The organism is Novosphingobium sp. ES2-1 (genome assembly GCF_015169775.1).
GTDB lineage: Bacteria > Pseudomonadota > Alphaproteobacteria > Sphingomonadales > Sphingomonadaceae > Novosphingobium > Novosphingobium subterraneum.
Map to the genome: position 1 here is coordinate 3,062,702 of NZ_CP063445.1, position 23,380 is coordinate 3,086,081.

23 protein-coding genes are annotated in these 23,380 nt (G+C 65.2%); 11 read left to right on the plus strand and 12 right to left on the minus strand.

The genetic code is table 11. The features are described 5' to 3' along the window. Entirely contained in the window at positions 1–993 is a 993-nt protein-coding gene (gene hemB / locus IM701_RS14975) for a porphobilinogen synthase (protein WP_039333282.1), read from the minus strand. Between the two features lie 37 nt (positions 994–1,030). Next, on the minus strand, positions 1,031–2,560 hold the full coding sequence (locus IM701_RS14980) for a M23 family metallopeptidase (RefSeq protein WP_230487730.1): 1,530 nt from the start codon (positions 2,558–2,560) through the stop codon (positions 1,031–1,033). 188 nt (positions 2,561–2,748) lie between these two features. On the opposite strand from IM701_RS14980, the gene IM701_RS14985 reads away from it, so the two are divergent. Further along, a complete protein-coding gene (locus tag IM701_RS14985; protein WP_230487731.1) occupies positions 2,749–3,792 on the plus strand; it encodes a DUF3667 domain-containing protein in 1,044 nt (347 codons plus the stop codon). 145 nt (positions 3,793–3,937) lie between these two features. On the opposite strand, the gene ftsH is transcribed toward IM701_RS14985, so the two are convergent. From ftsH to IM701_RS15015, 6 genes are all read right to left on the minus strand, one after another. Next, positions 3,938–5,869: an ATP-dependent zinc metalloprotease FtsH gene (gene ftsH, locus IM701_RS14990; RefSeq protein ID WP_039333275.1), complete on the minus strand. Its 1,932-nt coding sequence runs from the start codon at positions 5,867–5,869 to the stop codon at positions 3,938–3,940. 147 nt (positions 5,870–6,016) lie between these two features. Continuing rightward, positions 6,017–6,895 carry a tRNA lysidine(34) synthetase TilS gene (gene tilS / locus IM701_RS14995; protein ID WP_230487732.1) on the minus strand — a complete coding sequence of 293 codons (879 nt, stop codon included), beginning with the start codon at positions 6,893–6,895 and terminating at the stop codon, positions 6,017–6,019. 88 nt (positions 6,896–6,983) lie between these two features. Next, positions 6,984–7,976 (minus strand): tetratricopeptide repeat protein, encoded by a 993-nt coding sequence (locus tag IM701_RS15000; protein ID WP_193827365.1) that lies wholly within the window; start codon positions 7,974–7,976, stop codon positions 6,984–6,986. A 120-nt stretch (positions 7,977–8,096) separates the two neighbouring features. Further along, positions 8,097–9,077, minus strand: coding sequence for a helix-turn-helix domain-containing protein (locus IM701_RS15005; protein WP_193827366.1), 981 nt, complete (start codon positions 9,075–9,077; stop codon positions 8,097–8,099). Between the two features lie 126 nt (positions 9,078–9,203). Continuing rightward, complete coding sequence (ptsP, locus tag IM701_RS15010; protein WP_193827367.1) at positions 9,204–11,483, minus strand: phosphoenolpyruvate--protein phosphotransferase; 2,280 nt, start codon at positions 11,481–11,483, stop codon at positions 9,204–9,206. Between the two features lie 148 nt (positions 11,484–11,631). Continuing rightward, positions 11,632–11,790 carry a YdcH family protein gene (locus IM701_RS15015; RefSeq protein WP_082013319.1) on the minus strand — a complete coding sequence of 53 codons (159 nt, stop codon included), beginning with the start codon at positions 11,788–11,790 and terminating at the stop codon, positions 11,632–11,634. A 234-nt stretch (positions 11,791–12,024) separates the two neighbouring features. Here IM701_RS15015 and IM701_RS15020 point away from each other — a divergent pair, with 234 nt between their 5' ends. The 6 genes from IM701_RS15020 to nadA all read left to right on the plus strand — a co-directional run bounded on the left by IM701_RS15020 (position 12,025) and on the right by nadA (position 16,373). Further along, entirely contained in the window at positions 12,025–12,222 is a 198-nt protein-coding gene (locus IM701_RS15020) for a YdcH family protein (RefSeq protein ID WP_039333267.1), read from the plus strand. Between the two features lie 127 nt (positions 12,223–12,349). Beyond that, positions 12,350–12,835 (plus strand): DUF1465 family protein, encoded by a 486-nt coding sequence (locus IM701_RS15025; RefSeq protein WP_174544576.1) that lies wholly within the window; start codon positions 12,350–12,352, stop codon positions 12,833–12,835. 86 nt (positions 12,836–12,921) lie between these two features. After that, entirely contained in the window at positions 12,922–13,839 is a 918-nt protein-coding gene (locus IM701_RS15030; RefSeq protein ID WP_370584367.1) for an MBL fold metallo-hydrolase, read from the plus strand. Continuing rightward, positions 13,821–14,474, plus strand: coding sequence for a DUF4230 domain-containing protein (locus tag IM701_RS15035; RefSeq protein ID WP_039333265.1), 654 nt, complete (start codon positions 13,821–13,823; stop codon positions 14,472–14,474). The genes IM701_RS15030 and IM701_RS15035 overlap by 19 nt, the downstream gene beginning before the upstream one ends. Positions 14,475–14,585: 111 nt before the next feature. Continuing rightward, complete coding sequence (locus IM701_RS15040; protein ID WP_193827368.1) at positions 14,586–15,317, plus strand: adenylate cyclase; 732 nt, start codon at positions 14,586–14,588, stop codon at positions 15,315–15,317. A gap of 57 nt (positions 15,318–15,374) precedes the next feature. Then, positions 15,375–16,373: a quinolinate synthase NadA gene (gene nadA, locus IM701_RS15045; RefSeq protein WP_039333262.1), complete on the plus strand. Its 999-nt coding sequence runs from the start codon at positions 15,375–15,377 to the stop codon at positions 16,371–16,373. A gap of 1 nt (position 16,374) precedes the next feature. On the opposite strand, the gene IM701_RS15050 is transcribed toward nadA, so the two are convergent. After that, a complete protein-coding gene (locus IM701_RS15050) occupies positions 16,375–17,268 on the minus strand; it encodes a DMT family transporter (protein WP_193827369.1) in 894 nt (297 codons plus the stop codon). An 82-nt stretch (positions 17,269–17,350) separates the two neighbouring features. Here IM701_RS15050 and IM701_RS15055 point away from each other — a divergent pair, with 82 nt between their 5' ends. Together IM701_RS15055 and IM701_RS15060 are read left to right on the plus strand one after the other, a co-directional pair. Then, entirely contained in the window at positions 17,351–18,454 is a 1,104-nt protein-coding gene (locus IM701_RS15055; protein WP_193827370.1) for an alkene reductase, read from the plus strand. 27 nt (positions 18,455–18,481) lie between these two features. Continuing rightward, positions 18,482–19,363, plus strand: coding sequence for a CoA ester lyase (locus IM701_RS15060; RefSeq protein WP_193827371.1), 882 nt, complete (start codon positions 18,482–18,484; stop codon positions 19,361–19,363). Here IM701_RS15060 and IM701_RS15065 read toward each other — a convergent pair. Then, positions 19,346–19,660 (minus strand): hypothetical protein, encoded by a 315-nt coding sequence (locus IM701_RS15065; RefSeq protein WP_039333255.1) that lies wholly within the window; start codon positions 19,658–19,660, stop codon positions 19,346–19,348. The genes IM701_RS15060 and IM701_RS15065 overlap by 18 nt on opposite strands. Then, on the minus strand, positions 19,639–20,307 hold the full coding sequence (lipB, locus tag IM701_RS15070; protein ID WP_039333252.1) for a lipoyl(octanoyl) transferase LipB: 669 nt from the start codon (positions 20,305–20,307) through the stop codon (positions 19,639–19,641). The genes IM701_RS15065 and lipB overlap by 22 nt, the downstream gene beginning before the upstream one ends. Before the next feature lie 97 nt (positions 20,308–20,404). On the opposite strand from lipB, the gene IM701_RS15075 reads away from it, so the two are divergent. Continuing rightward, positions 20,405–21,238 carry a glycerophosphoryl diester phosphodiesterase membrane domain-containing protein gene (locus tag IM701_RS15075; RefSeq protein ID WP_039333250.1) on the plus strand — a complete coding sequence of 278 codons (834 nt, stop codon included), beginning with the start codon at positions 20,405–20,407 and terminating at the stop codon, positions 21,236–21,238. A gap of 4 nt (positions 21,239–21,242) precedes the next feature. Here the strand turns inward: IM701_RS15075 and IM701_RS15080 are convergent, their stop codons facing one another. Next, the gene (locus tag IM701_RS15080; RefSeq protein ID WP_039333248.1) at positions 21,243–21,869 is read right to left on the minus strand and encodes a class I SAM-dependent methyltransferase; all 627 of its coding nucleotides are present in this window, start codon (positions 21,867–21,869) and stop codon (positions 21,243–21,245) included. Between the two features lie 145 nt (positions 21,870–22,014). On the opposite strand from IM701_RS15080, the gene IM701_RS15085 reads away from it, so the two are divergent. After that, positions 22,015–23,337 carry an MFS transporter gene (locus tag IM701_RS15085; protein ID WP_193827372.1) on the plus strand — a complete coding sequence of 441 codons (1,323 nt, stop codon included), beginning with the start codon at positions 22,015–22,017 and terminating at the stop codon, positions 23,335–23,337. The last annotated feature ends 43 nt before the right edge of the window (positions 23,338–23,380 follow it).

The window sequence follows — 23,380 nt, forward strand, 5'->3', positions numbered from 1 at the left end:
TCAGGCGCCCATAAGCCGGGCAGCGTGAGCCGCATGGTAGGTCAGCACGCCGGAACAGCCCGCGCGCTTGAAGGCCACCAGCGTTTCCAGAACCATGGCATCGCGATCGGCGGCCCCGGCTGCCACGGCTGCCTCGATCATCGCGTATTCGCCGCTCACCTGATAGGCGAACACGGGTACGCCGAAGGTCTGCTTCACGCGGCACGCAATGTCGAGATAGGGCAGGCCCGGCTTGACCATCACGCTGTCAGCACCTTCGGCCAGATCCATCTCGACCTCGCGCAGCGCTTCCTCGGCGTTGGCCGGGTCCATCTGGTAGGTCTTCTTGTTGCCCTTGAGCAGCCCGCGCGAACCCACCGCATCGCGGAACGGTCCATAGAAAGCCGAGGCATACTTGGCCGCATAGGACATGATCTGCACGTTGATGTGGCCAGCGCCTTCCAACGCCTCGCGGATTGCACCGATGCGGCCGTCCATCATGTCGGACGGGGCAATGATATCGGCCCCGGCTGCGGCCTGGTTGAGGCTCTGCCCGACAAGCATTTCCACGGTCTGATCATTGAGGACATAGCCCTCATCATCGATCAGGCCGTCCTGCCCGTGGCTGGTGTAGGGATCGAGCGCGACGTCGGTCAGCACACCGATATCGTCGCCGCAGGTCTGCTTGATCGCCTTGATCGCCCGGCACATCAGGTTGTCCGGGTTGAGCGCTTCCTTGCCATCCTCGCTGCGGCGATCGGGCTGGGTGTTCGGAAACAGGGCAAGGCACGGAATGCCCAGCGCCACCGCTTCCCTGGCCCGCGCAACGATGCCGTCAACCGACCAGCGCGATACGCCGGGAAGCGACAGGATCGGATCTTCGACGCCCTCCCCCTCGGTCACGAACAGCGGCCAGATCAGGTCTGCAGGCGTGACCAGCACTTCGCGGTGCATGGCGCGGCTCCATGCAGTGGCACGGGTGCGGCGCAGGCGAGTCATCGGATAAGTCGTCATGGCAGGAAGGCCTAGCCGCTGGCTCGCCCCGCTGCAATCATCGGGAGCGGTTAGCCGGGATCGCCGTGATCTGCGCGAGCTTGCTGCGGAAGGCGGCAAGCTGCGCCGGGTCGATAGCCGCGCGCTGGACGATCGAGGTCATCGACATCGGGTTCACCGTCTGCCCTGCGCGATACATCTCGTAATGGAGGTGCGGCCCGGTCGAAAGCCCGGTGGAGCCGACATAGCCGATCACCTGCCCGCGCCGCACGGTCATGCCCGCCGAAACGGCGATGCGGCTCATGTGGCCATAGCCGGTTCCGATGCCGCCGCCGTGATCGAGGCGAACGTAGTTGCCGTGCCCGCCATGCCACCCGGCTATGCTGACGCGGCCATCTGTGGCGGCATAGATGGGGGACCCCCAGCTGGCGGCGAAATCGATCCCGGCGTGCATGCGCACATAGCCGAGGATCGGATGGCGGCGCGCGCCATAGCCCGAAGTGATGCGGCCGTTGACCGGCGCACCGAGGAAACCCGTGGTCTCCTGCGCGCCCTCGGCCATGCCTTGCGGCGAATAGAATGCCCCATCGCTGCCCCAGCGCAGGAGTTGCAGCACCGGCTTTCCGGCGCGGACAACGCCTGCATAGAGCAGATCGCCGGCCTGCTGCTCGCCCGTGCCGGCGCGGCGATTGGCATAGACCAGGTCGAACTCGTCACCCGGCGCGATCTCCTCGAACGCCATGTGCTCGTCGATCGTGCGCAAGTAGTCCTGCACCGCAGACGGAGGTGCGCCTGCCGCGCGGGCGGAGCGATAGAGGCTCGCCCCGACGATTCCGCGAATGCGCTGTGGCGATGTGTCAACGGCAATGGCGTTGCTGGCGAGCGCCAGGGCGCCACCGCTGCGCCGGATATCGAGCGCGAGGTCGAAGCGGGGGCGGAACGACAGCTGCTCGAGCGGGCGCGGCTGCGCCGGGCTGGTGCGCGCGCCCAGGCGAATGGAAAAGCGCGTGCCTTCCGGAATTGCGCCGGGCTTGACCTGCCCACCCACCAGGTCGAGCACGCGCACGATGTCGGTGCTGGCAAGGCCGGCCCGCTGCAGCATGCGCGGGAAGCTGTCGCCGGCGCCAAGCGTTGCCGTCAGGTCGATGCTCGGGCGCTCCGGCGCGGCGGCAAGCGGGATGACGGCGGACGTGGCGTTCATCCGTCGGCCGTTGTCCGCACCGAAGGCGAGCGGGCGGATGCCCTGCACACGCAGCTCGTCTTGCGCGGCATCGTCCATCAAGGTCAGCGGCGCGGCTTGCAACGGGGCAAAGCTGGGCCACATCAGCACAGCCGCCGCGCCAAGAGCGAGCATGGTGCCAAAGCCCCTGAACCAGCGGGCGCTGCCAAGATCTTCGGCAAGATCGGGCACAAGGTCGAATCTGGCGAAAGCGCGCTCCACCGGCGCAGTCAGGCGCTGCCAGTGGCGCGACAGGTATTGCTCGGCAGTCTTGTGCAGAAGACCCCAGCGCGTCGGCAGCACGGGCGCGCGCGGCGGCGTGGTGCGCTGGCCGAAGCCGCTTCCCCCGCCCGCTCCACCGAGCGCCATCATCTGATCCCGCGACGTGTACACGCGTGCTGCTTACCCTCTTGGGCTCCGGACTGCACGGACAAGGTTAATGTTCCGTGAAATCACTCCCCCTTGTCGCGCCGTCTCACTTGTCGCGCCGTCTCAAGGGTGTGGCGAGAACGTCGCACGTTCGTTATGCTGCAACAAGTTACAGGGGGAACGAGATTTTGAACGGCACCGAGACTCTGGGCCACATGGCGGGCGCGCTGGCAGCGGCACGCACCGTGGAGCCGACGGCGGGCGATCATCGGGCCGACGGTCACACCCACGAATCGGCCTGCCTCAATTGCGCCACGCCGCTGGTCGGCAGCCACTGCCATGCCTGCGGTCAGGCAGCGCACGTCCACAAGACACTCGGCGCGTTCTTCCACGACCTGCTTCACGGCGTGTTCCACTTCGAAGGCAAGATCTGGCGCACGCTGCCCCTGCTGGTGACCAAGCCCGGCAAGCTTACCCGCGAATACATCGACGGACGGCGGGCGAGCTATGTTTCACCGATCGCGCTGTTCCTGTTCTGCGTGTTCGCGCTGTTCACCACGATCAATTCGCTGGGCGGCGATATTGGTGCCAGCGTGAATACGACGGTAGAGCAGGGCCTCAAACAGGAACGCAACGATCTGGCGGTCCTCGAGGCCGAACGGATCGCGGCACGCGGCGACGCTGCAGAGCTGGCGAAGATCGACGCAGCAATTGCCGAAACGCGCAAGAACATCGCCGGGCTGGAGCAGGTCAAGGCGAGCGGCATCAACGTCGGCAACATCGATACCAGCGGCCTCGAGACTGCCAGCGATATCGGCTGGATCAAGGAAGCGGTGAAGAAGGCCAAGGCCAATCCGAGCCTCGCGCTCTATAAGGTGCAGAACTACAGCTACAAGCTGAGCTGGGCATTAATCCCGATCTCGGTGCCGTTCCTGTGGCTGCTGTTCCCGTTCAGCCGCCGCTTCGGGCTTTACGATCACACCGTGTTCGTCACCTATTCGCTGTGCTTCATGACGCTGCTGGGCATCGTGGCGACCGTCGGGGGCAGGCTGGCCCTGCCCGGACTACCCGCGCTCGCTTTCCTGCCGCCCTTGCACATGCTGCTGCAGTTGCGCGGCGCTTACGGCCTGTCCTGGTTCGGCGCATGGTGGCGGACGTGGTTCCTTAGCCTCTTCGCTTTCGTCGCCATGATGCTGTTCGCGGTGGTAATCCTCGTGGAAGCGGGGGGATAAGGCACCCTACCCCCGCTCGACCTGAGCCTGTCGAAGGACGCCGGTGCTTCGTGTGCATCCTTCGACAGGCTAAGGATGAGCGGTTTTTTCAACGAAAAGGGCGGAGGTTGCCCCCCGCCCTCTCGCTTTAAGATCTGGCCGGGGATCAGGCCGGCTGCGGATTGGTCGAGCCGAACTTCTTGCCCGCGCGCGGCACCGCCGAGCCCTGGGCCGCAACCGGCCGGGCGGTGCCCGTCGGGTTCTGCGGTCGGTCCAGCTTGCCGCTGTCGAGCAGTTCCTTGATCTCGTCGCCGGTCAGCGTCTCGTATTCAAGCAAAGCCTGAGCGAGGAGGTGGAGCTTGTCCTCGTTGGTCTTGAGAATGTCGGTCGCACGTGCGTGTGCGCCGTCAACCAACCCGCGGATCTCGCTGTCGATCAGCTTGTTGGTCTCGTCCGAGACGAACAGGCGCTGCGAACCGCCCATGCCGAGATAGCCTTCCTGCTGGTCTTCATACTGCAGCGGCCCGAGCTTGTCCGACATGCCCCACTTGGTGACCATCGAGCGCGCCAGCGAGGTGGCGTACTGGATGTCCGAAGAGGCACCGGACGACACCTTGTCGTGCCCGAAGATCAGCTCTTCCGCCACGCGTCCACCCATCGCGACCGAGAGGTTCGCGTGCATCTTGTCACGGTGATAGGAATAGCTGTCCCGTTCCGGCAGGCGCATGACCATGCCGAGGGCCCGGCCGCGCGGGATGATCGTTGCCTTGTGGATCGGATCGGATGCCGGTTCCTTGACCGAAACGATGGCATGGCCAGCCTCGTGATAGGCGGTCATCTTCTTTTCGTCGTCGGTCATGACCATCGAGCGGCGCTCGGCCCCCATCATGACCTTGTCCTTGGCGTCCTCGAACTCCTGCATGGCAACGAGACGCTTGTTGCGGCGCGCGGCCAGCAGGGCGGCTTCATTGACGAGGTTGGCAAGGTCGGCGCCCGAAAAGCCGGGCGTGCCACGCGCGATCGTGCGCGGGTTGACGTCAGGCGCCAGCGGCACCTTCTTCATGTGCACCGACAGGATCTTCTCGCGGCCTTCGATGTCAGGGATCGGCACGACCACCTGACGGTCGAAACGACCGGGGCGCAGCAGCGCGGGATCGAGCACGTCGGGGCGGTTGGTTGCCGCGATGATGATGATGCCCTCGTTTGCCTCGAAGCCGTCCATTTCGACCAGCAGCTGGTTCAGCGTCTGCTCGCGCTCGTCGTTCGAATTGCCGAGGCCGTGGCCACGGTGACGGCCGACCGCGTCGATTTCATCGATGAAGACGATGCACGGCGCGTTCTTCTTGGCCTGCTCGAACATGTCGCGCACGCGGCTCGCACCGACGCCGACGAACATCTCGACGAAGTCCGAACCCGAGATGGTGAAGAACGGCACGCCCGCTTCGCCCGCAATGGCGCGGGCCAGCAGGGTCTTGCCGGTGCCGGGCGAACCGACCAGCAGCGCACCCTTGGGGATCTGGCCGCCGAGCTTGGAAAAGCGCGAGGGATCGCGCAGGAACTCGACGATTTCCTCCAGTTCCTCGCGGGCTTCGTCGATGCCGGCGACGTCATCGAAGGTCACGCGGCCTGAACGCTCTGTCAGGAGCTTGGCCTTGGACTTGCCAAAGCCCATCGCGCCCGAACCGCCGCCCTTCTGCATCTGGCGCAGCGCGAAGAAGGCAACGCCAAGGATCAGCAGGAACGGCAACGAGTTGAACAGGATGTACATCAGCATGTTCGGCTGTTCGGCCGCCTTGCCGGCATACTGCACGCCGTTGTCCTGCAGCAGCTTGGGCAGATCGGCATCACCGGGGACCGGAACGGTCGCGAACTGGCTGCCGTTCTTGAGCGTGCCGGTGATGCGCTCGGGCGCGATCTCGACCGAACGGACCAAACCATCGCTGACCTGCGAGCGGAAGGCCGAATAGGGGATTGTCGTCGCATTGGTATCGACCCGCGACCCGAACATCGAAACCACCAGCAACAGCGCGAGAAAGATTCCGCCCCAGACAAGGAGGCTCTTGATCCACGGATTTCCCTGGGGCTGGTCGTCGTTCATCGCTGTCTTTCCGCAATCGCCCGGAAAACGCGGGCGGGTATGGAGGCAATGTAGGATTGCCACCCCGATTCTCAATATCGGGTGACTCGCAATATAGCGCGAATGTGGTTTTTCAGCGACCTGTGCCGATAGGGCATGGTGCAAGGGTCAGGATCTGGACACGTGCGGGGGCGCCAAGGTGAACCGCCAGGCGTTTGCCCGTGCATCGCCCTTTACGCCCCCTAGTGTCGCGACTCCGCCCTCGCGCAGCATTCCAAGCCACCGGACCAGCTCCGCGCCCCGTGGCGCACCCGCACCCAGTGCGGCCAGCACGCGCTCGAGCAGGCGCATCGCGAGCACATCGGGCAAGCCCGACGGTGGGTTCCACGTGAAACCCTCGCTCGCAGCCACGACCTCCTCCCAGAGCTGGTCGACCACCCATTCCAGAGCGGCATCGGCGTCGGCAAGGTTCCGGGCACTGCGGGCGAAACCCATGATGGCAAACGCTTCGTTTGACGTCAGGGCGTCACGCATGCGCACCCGCTCATAGCCCGGATCGCGGTTAGACGGATCGTCGGCAGCTGCAAGACCGGCGACGTCTACAACAGCCTGCAACTCCGCCCGCCGCCATGACAGCAAAGGCCGGAGCAACCTGAGCCTGGGGGCGCCCGGCACTTGCGCAACGGGCCGCATCGCTGCCAAGCCTCGCAAGCCGACACCACGATTGAGCCGCATGACCATCGTCTCGGCCTGATCGTCTGCATGGTGGGCGGTCACGATTGCTGCAAGCCGTTCTGCCTGCGCCCATTCGGCGAGCGCTCGATAGCGCGCCGCGCGGGCCCGCTCCTGCACGGCGCTGCCCTTTTCCAGCGAAAGTGTCAGCGTCTGATGCGCGATGCCGCGCCCGGCGCAGATCGCAGCGACCATCGCCGCTTCCCCTGCCGATTCCGCGCGCAAGCCATGATCGACCGTGGCCACCTGAAAGTTGCGCGGCGCAACTTCGTGGAACAGCACCAGCATGGCGAGACTGTCCGGTCCGCCCGACACGGCAAGTCCGACCGGCCCATGCGGAGCGACCGCTGCCCACTGCGCGGCAAAACGCGCAGCAGCAGCGGTCAGGCTATTCCCGAGTCCATTACTTGCACTTCACCGAAGCGCGCGCGCCATCGTACTGGCCCTTGAGACGACCGGCGACTTCATCGGGATAGGCCGAGGCCAGTTCTGCGAACGCACCGCAAGCCTTTTCGGTATCCTTGAGGCGCACCATGGCAATCCCGAGATACAGCAGGCTGTCTGGCGCACGCGCGCCCTTCTTGTCGGCAAGGTAGTTCTGCAGGAAGAACTGCGCAGCGGTGCCGGGCTTGCCATCATCGAGCCAGGCCCGACCCAGCAGGTTCCGACCGAAGCTGATCATGTTGTGCTTGGGATAGCGATCGACATAGATCTGCAACTGCTGCTGCGCTTCGGGATAGAACTTGGCTTCCCACAGGCGGAAGCCGTAGTTGTAGTCGTCAAGCGCGGCATCGCCGGTCGCAGGCTTCTCGATCGCCTGAACTGCGGCCACGCGCGCGGCCGAGGGCGATGCCGGCTTGGCGGCAGGCGTCGCAGGCTTGGTCTCGGTCGGCTTGGTGGCGGCGGGTGTCGTGGGTTTCGGTGCCACGGGCACGGGAGCGGGCGTTGTCGTGACGACAGGCGCAGGCGTCGCCGCGGGCTCTTCAGGCGCCGGTGCGGCAGCGGCCTCCAGCTTGGCCAAGCGTTCCTCGATCTTGGCCGAACGGTTCTGCCCTTCCTCAACCTGCGCCGTCAGTCGTGCCATCTGCGCCTCGACCGCGTCCATCCGTGCCAGAATGTCAGTCACCGCTGACGAAGCCGGCGCGCCAGCCGGTGTCGTGGTTGTCGGCCCTGCAGTGATTTCCGGAACGAAAGTCTTGCCAGCGCCCTCAGGGAAGACCTTGCGCTGCATCGCGCGGATTTCAGCCTCGATCCGGCGCAGACGCATTTCGGGATCGACCGGTGTGGCAGTGGTCTTCTGTGCAGAGGACTGGGCCAGCACCGGCGCGGCGATCGGGGCGGTCAGCCCCAGAAGGATGGCTCCAAGCGGCGCGGCACGCCGGAAAGTCATGGTCATGGTCGTTCCCGTTCAGCGGCGCACGATCCCCCGCGCACCCTCAATCAACGCCTCAAGTTTGCCCGATAGCCCGCACCAAGTCGAGACCGGCCAGCGGTTTATCCGCCTCCGCCCGTCACTTCAGCGCCGGGCGGCGGGTGGCGGTGATGCCTCAGCCTGGGTCGTCGCGGGAGCCGCTGTCGGCTCGCTGGCCGCCACAGGCCGTTGCGCACGGGGGCGCGGCTCAGGCCGTGCGACCGGGGCGGCCGCGGAAGGCGTCGGCACAGGACTTGCCGTGGCGGCAGCAGTGCCGCGCGCGAGCAGGGCCGCTGCGCTGACAGCAACGTCCTTCACAATGCCTTCCTTCTCGGCAATGCGCGGAACCGGTTGCCCGCCCACCGTGATCGCAAGTGCATCGGGGCGCCCGGTCCACAGCTTGGGTTCGGGCACGTCGGTCGGCACGGTGAAGCTTTCGCCCTTGGCCAGTTCCTTCTGCAGGATCTGCTTGCCGGTGCCGTCGTAGAACTTCACCCAGATGCGATCTTCGGTGGCCGTGAACACCACCGGTCCGGCTGGTGACGCAACTGGCGCTGGTGCGGCGGCGACCTGGCTCGGCACCGGCCTGGCCTCTTCCGGCCCGACCAGCGGGGGCAGTTCAGCCGACGGGAGATAATAGCTCCGCCAGAACACCAACCCCGCCAGCGCGATTGCGATGACCAGACCGGCAGCGAGCCATGCGGTCAGCCGCGAAGGCGTCTTTTCCGGATCGCCCACCTCGAACTGATTGATGACGCGGGGCGGCGGGGGCGGCGCCTGCTGGTCCAGCTCGGCCCGGATGGCCTCGGCAACAACCTTGTCATCCAGGCCGACAGCCCTGGCGTAGCTCTTGGCAAAGCCGAGCGTGTAGGGCCTTCCGGGAAACGCGGCATAATCGCCCACCTCCAGCGCCTGCAGATGCCGGGTCGTTACCCGCGTGGCCTGCGAGAGCTGCTTGATGTCCAGCCCTGCGGCCTCACGCGCCGCGCGCAGCATTTCACCCACGCTCTGTCGGCCCGGCTGCCCGGCGGGCATGGGCGTGGTGTCGATATTGGTAATGTCCTGCAGACCGCCGGCTTCAGCCAAGGCGTTACTCCCGTCTTCCGCGTATGCTTTGCAACCCGTTAACAGGGTTCGCGTCACCCCTGCGAATGTCAACGGCTTTCGACGAGGAATTGCGGATTTCGACGACGAAACGCCCCTGCGTCACCCTCAGTCGCACTCGATCCCGCGCGAGGAGGCCCATTCCGCGATCGCAGAACGAAGGTCCTGTGGTGGTTCGGACAGCCAGCCAGCCATCGCCGCGCGAATCTCGTTCACATCGACCTTGCGGACGAGTTCCTTGACCGGCCCGACAGCGGCTGGCGTGATCGAAAGCCGCGTGATGCCAAGGCCGAGCAGGGCGAGCGCCTCCAGCCTGCGGCCCCCCATCTCGCCGCACACCGTCACGTCGGTTCCGAACGGCGCCACCGTGTTCACCACGCGACGCAGGAAGCGCAGGATGGCCGGGCTGAGCCAATCGTAGCGTTCGGCAAGCTTGGGATTGGCGCGATCGGCCGCGAACAGGAACTGTGTCAGGTCGTTCGTGCCGATCGACAGGAAGGATAGCTTCGGGGCCAGCAGGTCAAGACACTCGGCCAGTGCCGGGACTTCGAGCATCGCCCCGTAGCGGATCGCCTCGGGCAGGATCTTCTTCTGCTTGCGCAGGAACGCCAATTGACCGTCGAACACGGCCTTGGCGGCATCGAACTCCCATGGTTCGGTGACCATGGGGAACATCACGTTGAGCGTGCGCCCACCTGCCGCTTCCAGCAGGGCGCGTGCCTGCACCTTCAGCAAACCATCGCGTTCAAGCGCCACGCGCAGCGCGCGCCAGCCCATTGCCGGGTTCTCTTCGGCCTCGCCGTCGTTGTGGCGCAGGTAGGGCAGCACCTTGTCCCCGCCGATATCAACCGTGCGGAACACCACCGGGCGATCGCCGGCCGAGTCCATCACATCGCGATAGAGCCGGGTCTGGCGTTCGCGCGAAGGCAGAGTTGCGGAAACGAGGAACTGGAACTCGGTGCGGAACAGGCCGATGCCATCCGCGCCGGTAAGGTTGAGCATGGGCGTATCGTCACGCAGCCCTGCGTTCATCAGCACGGCGATGCGCGTGCCGTCGCGGGTGAAAGGCTCGACCTCGCGCATCGTGGCGTAATGGGCCTGCCGTTCGCGGTTTCTGGCAAAGCGCGCTTCGAACGCCTCGATCAGCGTGGGTGCGGGACGGACATCGACCACGCCCTGATCGCCATCCAGCAGCAGGTGATCGCCGTCGCGGACCTTGCCACGCAGCGCCCGCATGCGGCCGACCACCGGTATGCCCATGGCCCGCGCCACGATGACGACGTGCGCGGTGAGCGAGCCTTCCTCGAGAATGACCCCCTTGAGGCGCCGCCGGTCGTATTCGAGGAGTTCGGCAGGGCCGAGATTGCGCGCGATCAGGATGGCATCGCCCTTGAGGCCCATGCTGGCTGCCGTGCCGAGCTGGCCCGAGACGATCCGCAGCAGGCGATTCGACAGATCCTCCAGATCGTGCATGCGATCGGCCAGCAACGGGTCGTCGATCTGGCGCATGCGCATGCGGGTACGCTGCTGGACGCGCTCTATCGCCGCTTCTGCCGTAAGACCTGAATCTATTGCCTCGTTGATCCGGCGCGACCAGCCTTCGTCGTAGGCGAACATGCGGTAGGTCTCGAGCACCTCCTCATGCTCTCCCCCGACGCCGAACTCCGCCTGGCTGGCCATGCGGTCGATCTGTTCGCGCATCTTGTCGAACGCGAGGTAGACCCGCTGGCGTTCAGCCTCGGTATCCTCGGCAACGACATGTTCGATGGTGACGCGCGGCTGGTGATAGACGGCAACCCCGCTGGCCAGCCCCTTCACGAGCGTGAGGCCCTTGATGCGGTCCGGCCCGGTGAGGTGGGCCGGGACTCCCAGCGTCTCCTCGTCGTCGATCAGCTCCGCATTGGCGATGAGTTCGGAAAGAACCATCGCCACTGTCTGCAACGCCTCGATCTCGACCTCTTCGTAGCGGCGCGGCTCGACGTGCTGGACCGCAACTACGCCCACCGCGCGTTCGCGCCGGACGATCGGAACGCCGGCAAAGGAGTGGAACTTTTCTTCCCCCGTTTCGGGGCGGAAGGCGAAGTCGGGGTGGGCAGCAGCTTCGGCGAGATTGAGCGTCTCGACATTGCCAGCGATGGTGCCGACAAGGCCCTCACCCACGGCCAGCCGGGTGACGTGGACCGCCGCCTGGTTGAGGCCGCGCGTGGCGAAGAGTTCGAGCATCCCCTCGCGCAGGAGGTAGATCGAACACACTTCTGAATCGAGATTTTCGCCGATGACTTCGACGATCTGGTTCAGCTTGGCCTGGGCACCGGCGCGGGAGGCCATGACCTCGTGCAGCGAAGTCAGGATTTGTCGAGCAGAGGTGACGGCACTGAGCATGAACATGGATTAGCCTAGTGCGTGCGGTTTGGGAATGTTGCGCACAATCGGATGCGAAACCGATGTGGAGCGGATAGCTATTCACGCACGCCTTCACGCAAAAGAGCCGCCCCTTGGGGCGGCTCCGTGCGGTGCCTTGGAAGGCGGCGCGCGATCAGTGAAGGCGCGATAGCTCTTCCTTGATCTTCAGCTTCTTTCTCTTGAGCTGAGCCACCAGCGTATCGTCAGGGAGGGGCCGGGACATTTCCATCTGGATCTGCTTTTCAAGTCCGGCGTGCTTTGTCTGGAGTGCGCTGATGTGCGTCGATTCCATGCTTTTTCCTCCTTAAGGGAAAGCCCCCTTCAGAAAACCGCACGAGGCCATCCCCGTGCGGGGCGGCGCAACCTTTCAGCCGGTTCTTCACGACTCGAACAGGCGGCGCGTTGTCATGCTCCCACATTGGCCGTATCTTGCAAGTCAAACCGCGCCGGAGCGTTGCACTTTACGGGTTATGCCGTAAGTCGCAGAAGCCGACCGGTTCACCGGGTCGAAGGAGTTGGGCGGAACGTGACCGAAGAGGAAATGCGCAAGCGGCTTGCGGCGCTGCGTATCGAACACCGTGACCTCGACGCGGCGATCGACGCGCTCTCGCTCAATGGCGCCCGCGACCAGTTGCAGATCGCCCGCCTCAAGAAGCGCAAATTGCTGCTGAAAGACCAGATCGCGATGATCGAGGACTATCTTATTCCCGATATCATCGCCTGAAATCAGGCACTTGATTCACATGAGGGCGAAAAGCGCGGTGTCCCGTTAAGAAACGTTCACGAAACGGGACAAGCATCCGAGCGTTGTCCTGTTGGCGAAAGCCTGACCACAAGACTATGCGCTATCCATGCCTTTGTTGCCGAGCCTCAACCCGCGTATCATAGACGCCCTTCACGCGCAGGCCCTCGACCTTGCCGATAAGGTGCGCACGCGCTTCGACCGGCTACGCAACGAGACCAACCAGATCGTGGCCGACGACGAGGATCTGCAGCGCGTACAGGTAAGCTGCGAAGCGCTCCGCACGACGACGCGGGTGATGCACTGCCTCGCCTGGCTGCTGAATCACCGCGCCCATTTTGCAGGTGAGCTTTCGGAACTGCAACTGCGCCGCCATGGCCGCCTGATCGCGAACTTTCCGGACAGTGACCCCGAAGTCGTCGCGAATCTGCCACAAGACGTCCAGGCGCTGGTTCATGACAGCCAGCGCCTCTACCAGCGCATTCAGCGTCTCGAACAGGCATGGCGTTCCGAGGCCGTTGCCAATGGCAGTGCCGTGCAGCGCCTGCGTGACCGTCTCGCCCGCGCTGTCGAGGATCATCCCAGCGCAGCGTGATCTTGACGACGTCGTGACGTCGCCGCTGGCGATTTGACATGACTTGTGCGGTTGCGCGGCGGCACCGCAGCCCCCATACCCCAGCCATGGCCCAGATGCCCCCGATCCCCGACCGCAGCGAATGGCCCGTCGGCCGCGCCGAACAGCTCGAACCGCTGGTGCGCCGCGTGCTTGCGCCCAACCCCTCGCCTTATACCTTCACCGGCACGCAGACCTACCTCGTCGGCGCCGGCAAGGACGTGGCCGTGATCGATCCCGGCCCTTACGGCATGGTCGATGTCGTCGGCTCGGAAAGCCAGGGCCATCTCGACGCGATCCTCGCCGCCGTGGGCGGTGCGAAAGTCGTCGCCATCGTTTGCACCCACACCCATCGCGACCACAGTCCGGCCTCGCGTCCGCTCGCGGAAGCCACCGGCGCCCCGATCATCGGCTGCGCACCGCTGACCATGGAAGATGACGGCCCGCGCGCCGATGCCGCGTTCGATGCCGACTACATGCCCGACCGCGTGCTTGCCGATGGGGAGCGCATTTCGGGCGATGGCTGGACGCTGGAAGCCGTGGCCACGCCCGGGCACACCTCCAACCACCTGTGCTACAGCGTGGTGGAAAGCGGCGCATTGTTCACCGGCGATCATGTCATGGGCTGGTCGACCTCGGTCGTCTCGCCGCCCGATGGCGACATGGCCGCGTACATGGCCAGCCTGCAGAAGCTCCATGACCGCTCCGATCGCGTGCTCTATCCAGCGCACGGGCCGCAGATCGACAACCCGCGCCAGCTGGTGCGCGGGATGCTCGGCCATCGCCGCCAGCGCGAGCGTCAGATCCTGCGCCTGCTCGAGGACGGCGGGCCGCACGCCATTCCCGAGTTCGTCGGCGCCATGTACAAGGGCCTCGATCCTCGGCTCCACGGTGCAGCAGGCCGCTCGGTGCTTGCCCACCTGCTCGATCTGGAACGACAGGGGCGAGTCCGGGTTGAGGATGAGACATGGATGATCCAGGCCTGACCACCCACCCTTCCCCGCAGCAATCCGCGCCCTCCCTCGCGCGGATCTCGCTTTTGCCGTGGGGCCTGTTCCTCGTTGCGCTTGCAGCGGCAGCGTTCTTTGCATGGAGATGGTGGCAACCCGACGATCTTGGCGATCCGCTCGCCACCAGCCTTGTTGCGTTCGAAAAGCAGGACAAGCTGACCGTATTCAGCGCCGAACTCGCTCCCGTCGTGTCGAGCAACGACTCTCGCTTGTTCGGCCTCGTCAATTCCAAGCAGGTCGCGGTAATCCCGGCGCGGATCGACTACACCATCAATCTTGCCCAGGTCGGTCGGGACCGGCTGACCTGGAACGCGGACGCACAGACCCTTTCAGTGCGCCTGCCGCCGCTCACTGTCAGCCGTCCCAATCTTGACGAGGCGCGCGCGCAATACTTGCGTGACGGCATCTGGATCAGCCGCGATGCACAGGACAAGCTGACTCGCGACAATACCCGCCTTGCCGAGGCGCAGGCGGTCCAGCAGGCGGCCAATCCGGTGCTGATGAACCTTGCGCGGCAAGCTGCCAGGGAAGCCATCGCTCAGAACCTGTCGATCCCGCTGCAGGTGGCAGGCTACGGCAAGGCCAAGGTCGAGGTCACGTTCGACAAGTAGCGGGCGACAGATGAGGATTGCCGCCGCAAATTGGTTGCAAGTGTGACTGACATCACCGCCAGATCGGACCGAATCACCTAGCGGGCGCGTCGGGACTGGTGGAGACACCTTATGGCAACCGCCGCAATCAATACCGTTTATCCGTACTCGCGCGACCAGCGCTTCTTTACCCGCATGACCATCGGCATGGCGGTGTTCGTCGTCTTTGCGTTCGGCCAATGGGCCCTGCGCGGGATGGCCTCACCGTCCACCGCACCGGTGTGGGTCCATCTCCACGGTGTGGCGATGCTGTCATGGCTCGGCATGTTCGTGCTGCAGAACCAGCTGGCACTCACCGGCAACATCGCGCTGCACCGCAAGCTAGGTTGGGTGTCGCTCGCCCTGGTCCTGTTCATTGCCGGACTTGGCATGTTCACTGGTCGCATGGCGATCGAACTGCACCGCGTGCCGCCCTTCTTCAGCAACGCCTATTTCCTGGCGCTGACGCACATCGGCACCGCGCTGTTCGCCGCGATGGTCATCGCCGCGATCGCCATGCGCCGCGAAACGCAGTGGCACCGGCGCCTGATGATGGGTGCGATGATCCTGATCCTCGAACCGGCCATCGGCCGCCTCGTGCCCGCGCCGATCCTCGGCCCCGTGCTGACGCCGGTCGTCGAAGGTGCGGTCCAGCTCTTCGCTGTCGGCATCATCGCAATGCATGACCTGCGCGAGACCGGCACGGTGCATCCCGCCACCCGCTTCAGCGCCCTTGCGGTGGTGGTGCTGTTCGGCGTTATCATGGGGCTCGCCGTATTCCCGCCGTTCGTTTCGCTTGCTGAAGGTATTGCGGCAGCGGGCTGAGAACCCTAAGTCCCCTCTCGCCCGGCCGCCTTCCGCCGGGCGAGAGGACTTGATGCGATGACTGCCCAGCCCCTGAATCTTTCCGGCCTCGACCTGCGCGCCGAGATCGACCGCCTGCGCAAGGAGCGCAACGCGGTGATCCTCGGGCACTATTACCAGCGCCCGGAAATTCAGGACATTGCCGATTTCGTGGGCGACAGCCTCGAGCTTTCGCGCAAGGCTGCAGAGACCGATGCGGACGTCATCGCGTTCTGCGGCGTAAAGTTCATGGCCGATACCGCCAAGATCCTGTCTCCTGACAAGATCGTGGTCCTGCCCGACATGGACGCCGGCTGCAGTCTCGAGGATTCGTGCCCGCCCGACAAGTTCAAGGCGTTCCGCGAAGCCCACCCCGATCACATCGCGCTGACCTACATCAACTGCTCGACCGAGGTGAAGGCGCTCTCCGACGTCATCGTCACCTCCTCGAGCGCGGAAACGATCCTCGCCCAGATCCCGCCCGAACAGAAGATCATCTTCGGGCCGGACCGCCACCTCGGCGGCTACCTCAACCGCAAGTTCGGGCGCGACATGCTGCTCTGGCCGGGCGTGTGCATCGTGCACGAGGCGTTCTCGGAAACCGAGCTGCTCAAGCTCAAGGCCCAGCATCCGGGCGCTCCGGTAGCCGGACACCCCGAATGCCCGCCGCACATCATCGACCACTGCGACTACGTGGGCTCGACCAGCGGTATCCTGCAGTTTGCCAAGACCATGCCGGGCGACACGCTGATCGTGGCGACCGAGCCGCACATCATCCACCAGATGGAACTGGCCGTCCCCGACAAGACCTTCATCGGTGCGCCGGGCGCTGACGGCAACTGCAACTGCAACATCTGCCCGTACATGGCGCTCAACACGATGGAGAAGCTCTACCTCGCCCTGCGCGACCTGCAGCCGCGCATCGAGATGGACGAGGGCCTCCGCCTCGCCGCCAAGAAGAGCCTCGACCGCATGCTCGACATGGCCAGCGGCACGGTCGGCCTGGGCGATCTGGGGGCGAAGCCGTTCGGTAGCTGAGCTAGGCGCTCTTTCCCTCGCCCAGCCGTGCCAGTACCAGCGCGGTGCCGACCAGCGCCATGCCGATGGCGTCGGGCAGGGCGAGGACCTCGCTGAACGAGAGCCACCCGACGAGGACCGAGACGGCCGGTTGCGTGAGCAGGACCAGTCCGATCACCAGCGGCGGGAAATGGCCGAGCGAATAGACCAGCAGGCCCTGGCCGACGATCTGGCTTGCCAGCATCAGGCCGATCAGCGGCCACCAGTTGTTTGCCAGTACCGGCTCACCCATCGCCAGCGCCGTGCCGAGCATGACCGGACAACCGGCAAGGCTTGACCAGAACAGCAGGCTCCACGGGCGAAGACGCTCGCGCACGTTCTGCACCAGCAGGATGTAGACGACGTAGAACAGCCCGGCGAGGATGCAGAACAGGTCTCCAGCCAGGGTGCGCGCATCGATCTCCATCGAGCGGCCCAGCAGCAGCCCGGCCCCGCCCAGCGCCATGGCCACTGCGGCAAATTCGCGCAAGTGCGGGCGGCGGTGCATCGTCACCAGTCCCCACACCATCAGGATCACGCTGCCCGAATTGCCGAAGAGCGTAGCGTTGCCGAGCTTGGTCCGCTCGATCCCGACATGCCAGCTTGCCAGATCGAGCGCGAAGACCACGCCGGCAGCGACGATGAACCAGCAGTCCTTGGCCGGATAGCCGCGCAGAGGCTCCCTGCTGCGCCATGCAAACAATCCGAGCAACGGCAGCGCCAGTGCCAGCCGCCAGAACCCTGCCGAGACCGGCCCGCTATCGGCAATGCGCACGAACCATGGGCCCAGCGCCAGCGCAAGGTTTCCTGTCAGCAGGGCAAGGAAATGCTTGGGACTGGGGCGAAATGACAGGACCGCGTCACTTGAATTCGTCATGAGCGCAGCCTAATCCAGTTGCAAAGAGAAACTTAGAGGGAAACCTGGCGTTTCCCCGTCATCTTCGGAAAGGTCCTCTAGCATGCACGAACCGCTGTTCCAGCCCCTGCGCCTTGGCGCGATCGAAGCCCCGAACCGCATCATCATGGCGCCGCTTACCCGCGGTCGCGCTACTGGCGAAGGCGTGCCGACGCCAGTCATGGCCGAATACTACCGGCAACGCGCCAGCGCAGGCCTGATCATTTCCGAAGCCACCGGCATCAGCCGCGAAGGGTCGGGCTGGCCGAGCGCACCGGGCATCTGGTCGGCAGAACAGACCGAGGCTTGGAAGCCGGTGACCGAAGCCGTGCACAAGGCTGGCGGCCGCATCGTGATGCAGCTGTGGCACATGGGCCGCATCGTGCACCCGTATTTCCTGGGAGGCGAGCCGCCGGTTTCAGCCTCGGCCACCCGCGCGCCGGGACAGGCGCACACCCCGGAGGGCAAGAAGGACTTCGCCACGGCGCGGCCCCTGCGCCTCGATGAAATGCCGCGTCTTGTCGATGACTACGGCCTTGCTGCGGAAAACGCGAAGAAGGCCGGCTTCGATGGCGTGCAGCTTCATGCGGCCAATGGCTACCTGATCGACCAGTTCCTGCGCGATGGCACCAACCTGCGCGACGACGATTATGGCGGCAGCCCGCAAAACCGTGTGCGCATCCTGCGCGAAGTGGTCGAGCGCCTGATCGAGGTCTGGGGCAAGGACCTTGTCGCGGTGCGCCTCTCACCCAACGGCGATTCGCAAGGCACTGACGACAGCAACCCGGCGGCGACCTTCGGTGAGGCGGCCCGCGTTCTGCAGGACCTCGGCATCGGGTTCCTCGAACTTCGCCAGCCCGGCCCGGATGGTACCTTCGGCCAGACCGACGTGCCGCAGCAGGACGCGCTGATCCGCTCGATCTACACCGGCCCGTTGGTGCTCAACAGCGACTACACACCCGAACAGGCGGCTGCCGACGTCGCCTCGGGCCGGGCCGATGCGATCAGCTTCGGCCGTCCGTTCATCTCCAACCCCGATCTGGTCGAGCGCATCCGTGTCGGAGCGCACATCAATCCGAACAAGGGGGTGCCACAGACATGGTATTTCCCGGGAGAGGTCGGCTATACCGACTATCCTACGCTGGCGGAGGAAACCGCCTCGGCTTAGTAAGAAAACCCAATGGAGCAATGCCGCATGCCGCCAAGATCATGGCTCTTCGTTCCCGGTGACAGTGACAAGAAGCTGGGCAAGGCCATGACCACCGGCGCGCATGCGGTGATCGTCGATCTGGAGGATGCGGTCGCCCCTGCGGCCAAGCCACAGGCACGCATCCTCGCTCGCGACTGGCTTGCGATCCACCGCCAGCACGTGACCGAGAACCGCCCGCTGGCGCGCTGGGTGCGCATCAACGCGATCGAGACCGGCCTGTGGCGCGAGGACCTCGCCGTGGTCATGGCTGGCGCGCCCGATGGCGTGATGCTGCCCAAGTGCGAAGGCCCCGACCAGTTCCGCATGGTCGCTGCCGAAATCTACGAACTCGAGCAACGCAACCGCCTGCCCAACGGCGCCACGAAAATCCTGCCATTGGTCAGCGAAACCGCGCGCTCGGCTCTTACCATCCCGTTGTACGTCGACGAGCCCATGCCACGCCTTGCCGGCCTCACCTGGGGCGCTGAGGACCTCTCTGCCGTGCTTGGCGCCAGCCGCAAGCGCGATGCCGCGGGCGCGTGGACGGATGCCTTCCGGTTCATCCGCGCGCAGTGCCTGCTGGTGTCCCATGCCAAGGGGGTGTGGGCAATCGACACGCTTTACGACGATTTCCGTGAAGAAGAGGGCACGCGCCGCGCCGCCGAAGCGGCCAAGGCCGATGGTTTCACCGGCATGCTGGCGATCCACCCGTCACAGGTACCGATCATCAATGCGGCTTTTGCCCCCACCGAGGAGGAACTGGCCGAGGCCCACGCCATAGTGGCACTCTTTTCTGCCAATCCCCACGCTGGCACGCTGCAATACAACGGCCGCATGGTCGATCAGCCGCACTTGAGGATGGCGCGGCAGCTACTCGGGATCAGCTGAACCTGCTGCCGGTGCCGCAGCGGCGTCATCGCCTGCAACCGGTGTTTGCGCAGCAGCCTCGCTTGCCGAGGGCGCTGCTGCCTTCTTCTTCTCGGTGTGGACTGGTGCCAGTGGCGGAGATGCGGTGGACGTATCGAGGTTGATCATGTCGTCCGAGATCGTTCCTGGCAGCACCTCTGCACCGGCTGCTGTCGCCGCCTTGTCATCGGCCTTCTTGCCGCAACCGCCCAGCGCGAGCCCCAGTGCAATCGGGAGAAGTGCAATCGGGTGACTAATCAGGCGGCTGATGGCGGGCACGGCGTATCCAGACGTTCGAGAAAACGATCGAGGTGCGAGAGCAGCGCCTCGTCCCACGCTTCCGGTGTAACCTCCTTGCCCAGCGCGGCAAGACTGGTCACGCCGAATTCCTCGATCCCGCAGGGCACGATACCGCCAAAGTGCGAGAGATCGGGCGAGAGATTGACTGAAAATCCGTGCATCGTCACCCATCGGCGGATGCGCACGCCGATGGCACCGATCTTGGCCTCGCGCCTGTCGGCACCATGCGTCCAGATGCCGACTCGCCCTTCGGCTCGCCAAGATTCGACACCGAAATCGGCCAGCGTATCGATCACCCAGCCTTCGAGCGCATGGACAAAACCGCGCACGTCCCGCGCCCGCTTGCGCAGGTCGAGCAGGACATAGCCCACGCGCTGCCCCGGCCCGTGATAGGTGTAACGCCCGCCCCGCCCGGCCTCGACCACCTCGAAGCGCGGATCGAGCAGTTCGTCGGGCGCGGCGCTGGTCCCGGCGGTATAGACCGGCGGATGTTCGAGCAGCCAGATCAGTTCCTGTGCGCCGCCCTCGGCAATCGCGGCATTGCGCCGGGCCATTTCGTCCAGCGCAACGCGATAGGGCACTTGCGCGCTTTCGCACCGGATCTCGATAGTCTCATTTCGGGCCATGGCCTGCGAAATGGCCCGGCGCCGGACGGGTGACAAGAGGCTGGGCACGCAAAACTGACGTTCGACGTGATCGTCCGACGCTGCTATTGCGCACGGCATGACGCCTCGCCCTGACAGCAAACTTGACAGCAGCCTTGCCTGGAAGACCGCCACGCGCCTCGTTGCGACGAACCGCGATGTGTTGATGGCCATTGCCGGCGTATTCTTCCTGCTGCCGGGCCTTGCCTTCTCGATCTTCGTGCCCGAACCGCAGATGGCGCCCGGCACGCCGCCGGGCCGGATGATGGAGATCATGGCCGATGCCTGGACTTCGTCACTGCCCCTGCTGATCATCGTCACGCTGCTGCAGATGGCCGGGACGGTCACCGTGCTCATTGTCATGACCGATCCTGACCGGCCGACCGTTGCCCAGGCCATCGCGCGCGGTTTTCGCGCGCTGGGGCCCTATGTGCTGGCACAGATCATCGTCGGTGGTGCGCTTGGCATGGCGTTCCTCGTGCTGGTGAGCGCGGCCGCGCTGACCGGCGTTCAGGCCATTGGTGCGATCGTCATCCTTGCCGCATTCGTGGCGATGGTCTGGTGCAGCCTGCGCATGGCGCTCGTCGCGCCGGTTCTCGCCATCGAGGGCGAGCGCAACCCGATCCGGGCCCTGCGCCGCTCGTGGGCGCTGACCCAGGGCAATTCGGGCCGCCTGCTGGCCTTCCTCGTGCTTCTCGGCCTGCTCTTTGCGGTGGTCTATGGCCTGGCCATGATGCTGGTCGGCGTCGTCCTGGTGCTGACGACCGGCGGCGAATTGCAGCGCGTGCTGACAGCCGCGGTTTCAAGCGCGATCACCTCGGGCGCGCTGATCTATTTCATCGCGGTGCTGGCGGCGGTCTACCGCCAGCTCGGCGGACCGAACACTTTGGAAATCCGCTCGATCTTCGACTGAAGGGTTATTCCTTCCAGCCCCAGCTGATCACGCAGGGCGGAACGTTGAGCGGCTCGAAGCCCTTGTCGATGCGGCGGAAGAACTGGCCCATCAGGTCACGCGCTCGCGCGGTGTACTGATAGACGAGGAACGCGCCGCCCGGGCGCAGCACGCGATGCGTTGCGCCCATGATCGCAGGGCCGACGCCTTCGGGCAGGTTCGAGAACGGCAGGCCGGAAAGCACGTAGTCGGCATGGTCGAAGCCATGCGCCTTGACGATCTCTTCCACATCGGCAGCCGAACCATGCACGGCGATGAAGCGGCTGTCCCCGATCGTCTTCTGCAGGTAGGCGATGAAATCGGGGTTCGTGTCGATCACGATCAGGCGGCCATCGCGGCGCAGCTTTTCCAGCACCGGACGACAGAAGGTGCCGACACCCGGGCCGTATTCCACGAAAAGGCGGCATTCTTCCCAATCGACCACCGAGAGCACGCGCTCGATCGTGCGGTTCGAGGACGGCACGATTGCGCCCACCATGGCGGGGTGCTTGAGGAAGCCCTTGAAGAAAATCCCGGCCGGCCCAGCCAAGCGTTCCACCTTGCGTTTTGCCCGCTGAAGAAGAGGCTCACGCGCCACCTGGGTCGAAGTCATTGCAGGAAATGGTCCTCTGCCGGTCAAGCTTGGCTGAAGCGGGTCGCAAATTTGGCCTGCCATTGCAAGCACCGTTCGCCCGGCCTAGTCAGCATTGGATGAACCAGCCGTGGACAATTTCGATCCCCGCCTTGGGCGTGAAGGCATGAGCGAGGGTGCCATCCGCCTGCCGAAAGAGCGCATGGCCCTGCTTTTTGCGGTCATGCTGGTCACGGCGGCGGGCAATACTGCCATGCAATCGGTCATGCCCTCGATCGGCACGCGCCTTGGCATTGCCGACGTCTGGGTAAGCCTCGCTTATTCTTGGTCGGCGCTGCTCTGGGTGATCATGGCCCCGTACTGGGCGCGCCGGTCCGACCGTCGCGGGCGCAAGGCGATGATGGCCTTGGGGGTTATCGGCTTCATTTCCTCATTCGCCCTGTGCGGGGCGATCCTCCACTTCGGCCTCGATGGCTGGTTCGGCGCGGGCCTGACCATGAGCCTGTTTGCCATCGCCCGTTCGCTGTATGGCGGCTTCGGATCGGCCGCGCCACCTGCTGTGCAGGCCTATGTCGCCAGCCGCACCGGCCGTGCCGAGCGGACCAAGGCGCTGTCGCTGGTCGCTTCGAGCTTCGGTCTGGGCACGGTACTGGGCCCCGCGCTTGCTCCGCTGCTGATCCTGCCCGGCCTCGGGCTGGTCGGCCCCTTTGCCATGTTTGCGCTGTTCGGGGTGATCGTGCTGGTCCTGCTGCGCACGCAACTGCCCGATGACGATCCGCGCTTTGCCGCGCGGGGCGAGGTGATGTCGGCGCCGTTCAGCGCCTCGTCCAATCCTCGCATGGTGGAGGATCATCCCGATGGCAGTCCCGACGAACTGCCCGAAGCGGAGCCCCAGCATCAGGGAATCGACCGTCTGCGCTGGACCGACCGCCGCCTGCGCCCGTGGCTGGCTGCAGGGTTGGTCGGTGGGCATGCTCAAGCGATGGTCTTGGGCGTGATAGGCTTCCTGCTGCTGGACCGGCTTGGCCTGCGCGGCGATCCGGATGCTGGCGCCGGCCCGGTCGGCCTCGTGCTGATGTGCGGCGCGGTGGCGACCTTGCTCGCGCAGTGGGGACTGATCCCGATGCTCGGGCTCGGACCCAGAACGTCGACGCTTTGGGGAATGAGCCTGGCCGCTGCCGGCATCGTACCAGTCGCCATGGGCCGTGACCTTCACACCATAGCAGTCGGTTTTGCCATCGCTTCGATGGGCTTCGGCCTTTTCCGCCCCGGTTTCACCTCGGGCGCGAGCCTTGCCGTTTCGCCGGCCGAACAGGGCCAATCCGCCGGCATCGTCGCTTCGGTGAACGGCGCGGCCTACATCGCGGCACCCGCCATCGGCGTCTGGCTCTACAACCATTCGCAATGGCTTGCCTGGGGCGTGATGGAAGTTCTGGCGCTCGGCGTCGTGCTGCTGTGCCTTGTCGCCATGAAGCGCGACAAGGCCTGACTGCGCTCCACGCACCCCGGCACCCTTGCGCCAGCGCGCATTT

What these genes read in the sequence shown, in the direction of transcription:
- hemB (WP_039333282.1), bottom strand. Translation starts at nt 993, where the DNA reads ATGACGACTTATCCGATGACTCGCCTGCGCCGCACCCGTGCCACTGCA.
- IM701_RS14980 (WP_230487730.1), bottom strand. Translation starts at nt 2,560, where the DNA reads ATGGCGCTCGGTGGAGCGGGCGGGGGAAGCGGCTTCGGCCAGCGCACC.
- ftsH (WP_039333275.1), bottom strand. Translation starts at nt 5,869, where the DNA reads ATGAACGACGACCAGCCCCAGGGAAATCCGTGGATCAAGAGCCTCCTT.
- IM701_RS15000 (WP_193827365.1), bottom strand. Translation starts at nt 7,976, where the DNA reads ATGACCATGACTTTCCGGCGTGCCGCGCCGCTTGGAGCCATCCTTCTG.
- ptsP (WP_193827367.1), bottom strand. Translation starts at nt 11,483, where the DNA reads ATGTTCATGCTCAGTGCCGTCACCTCTGCTCGACAAATCCTGACTTCG.
- IM701_RS15015 (WP_082013319.1), bottom strand. Translation starts at nt 11,790, where the DNA reads ATGGAATCGACGCACATCAGCGCACTCCAGACAAAGCACGCCGGACTT.
- IM701_RS15025 (WP_174544576.1), top strand. Translation starts at nt 12,350, where the DNA reads ATGCCTTTGTTGCCGAGCCTCAACCCGCGTATCATAGACGCCCTTCAC.
- IM701_RS15030 (WP_370584367.1), top strand. Translation starts at nt 12,922, where the DNA reads ATGGCCCAGATGCCCCCGATCCCCGACCGCAGCGAATGGCCCGTCGGC.
- IM701_RS15035 (WP_039333265.1), top strand. Translation starts at nt 13,821, where the DNA reads ATGGATGATCCAGGCCTGACCACCCACCCTTCCCCGCAGCAATCCGCG.
- IM701_RS15040 (WP_193827368.1), top strand. Translation starts at nt 14,586, where the DNA reads ATGGCAACCGCCGCAATCAATACCGTTTATCCGTACTCGCGCGACCAG.
- nadA (WP_039333262.1), top strand. Translation starts at nt 15,375, where the DNA reads ATGACTGCCCAGCCCCTGAATCTTTCCGGCCTCGACCTGCGCGCCGAG.
- IM701_RS15050 (WP_193827369.1), bottom strand. Translation starts at nt 17,268, where the DNA reads ATGACGAATTCAAGTGACGCGGTCCTGTCATTTCGCCCCAGTCCCAAG.
- IM701_RS15055 (WP_193827370.1), top strand. Translation starts at nt 17,351, where the DNA reads ATGCACGAACCGCTGTTCCAGCCCCTGCGCCTTGGCGCGATCGAAGCC.
- IM701_RS15060 (WP_193827371.1), top strand. Translation starts at nt 18,482, where the DNA reads ATGCCGCCAAGATCATGGCTCTTCGTTCCCGGTGACAGTGACAAGAAG.
- lipB (WP_039333252.1), bottom strand. Translation starts at nt 20,307, where the DNA reads ATGGCCCGAAATGAGACTATCGAGATCCGGTGCGAAAGCGCGCAAGTG.
- IM701_RS15075 (WP_039333250.1), top strand. Translation starts at nt 20,405, where the DNA reads ATGACGCCTCGCCCTGACAGCAAACTTGACAGCAGCCTTGCCTGGAAG.
- IM701_RS15080 (WP_039333248.1), bottom strand. Translation starts at nt 21,869, where the DNA reads ATGACTTCGACCCAGGTGGCGCGTGAGCCTCTTCTTCAGCGGGCAAAA.
- IM701_RS15085 (WP_193827372.1), top strand. Translation starts at nt 22,015, where the DNA reads ATGAGCGAGGGTGCCATCCGCCTGCCGAAAGAGCGCATGGCCCTGCTT.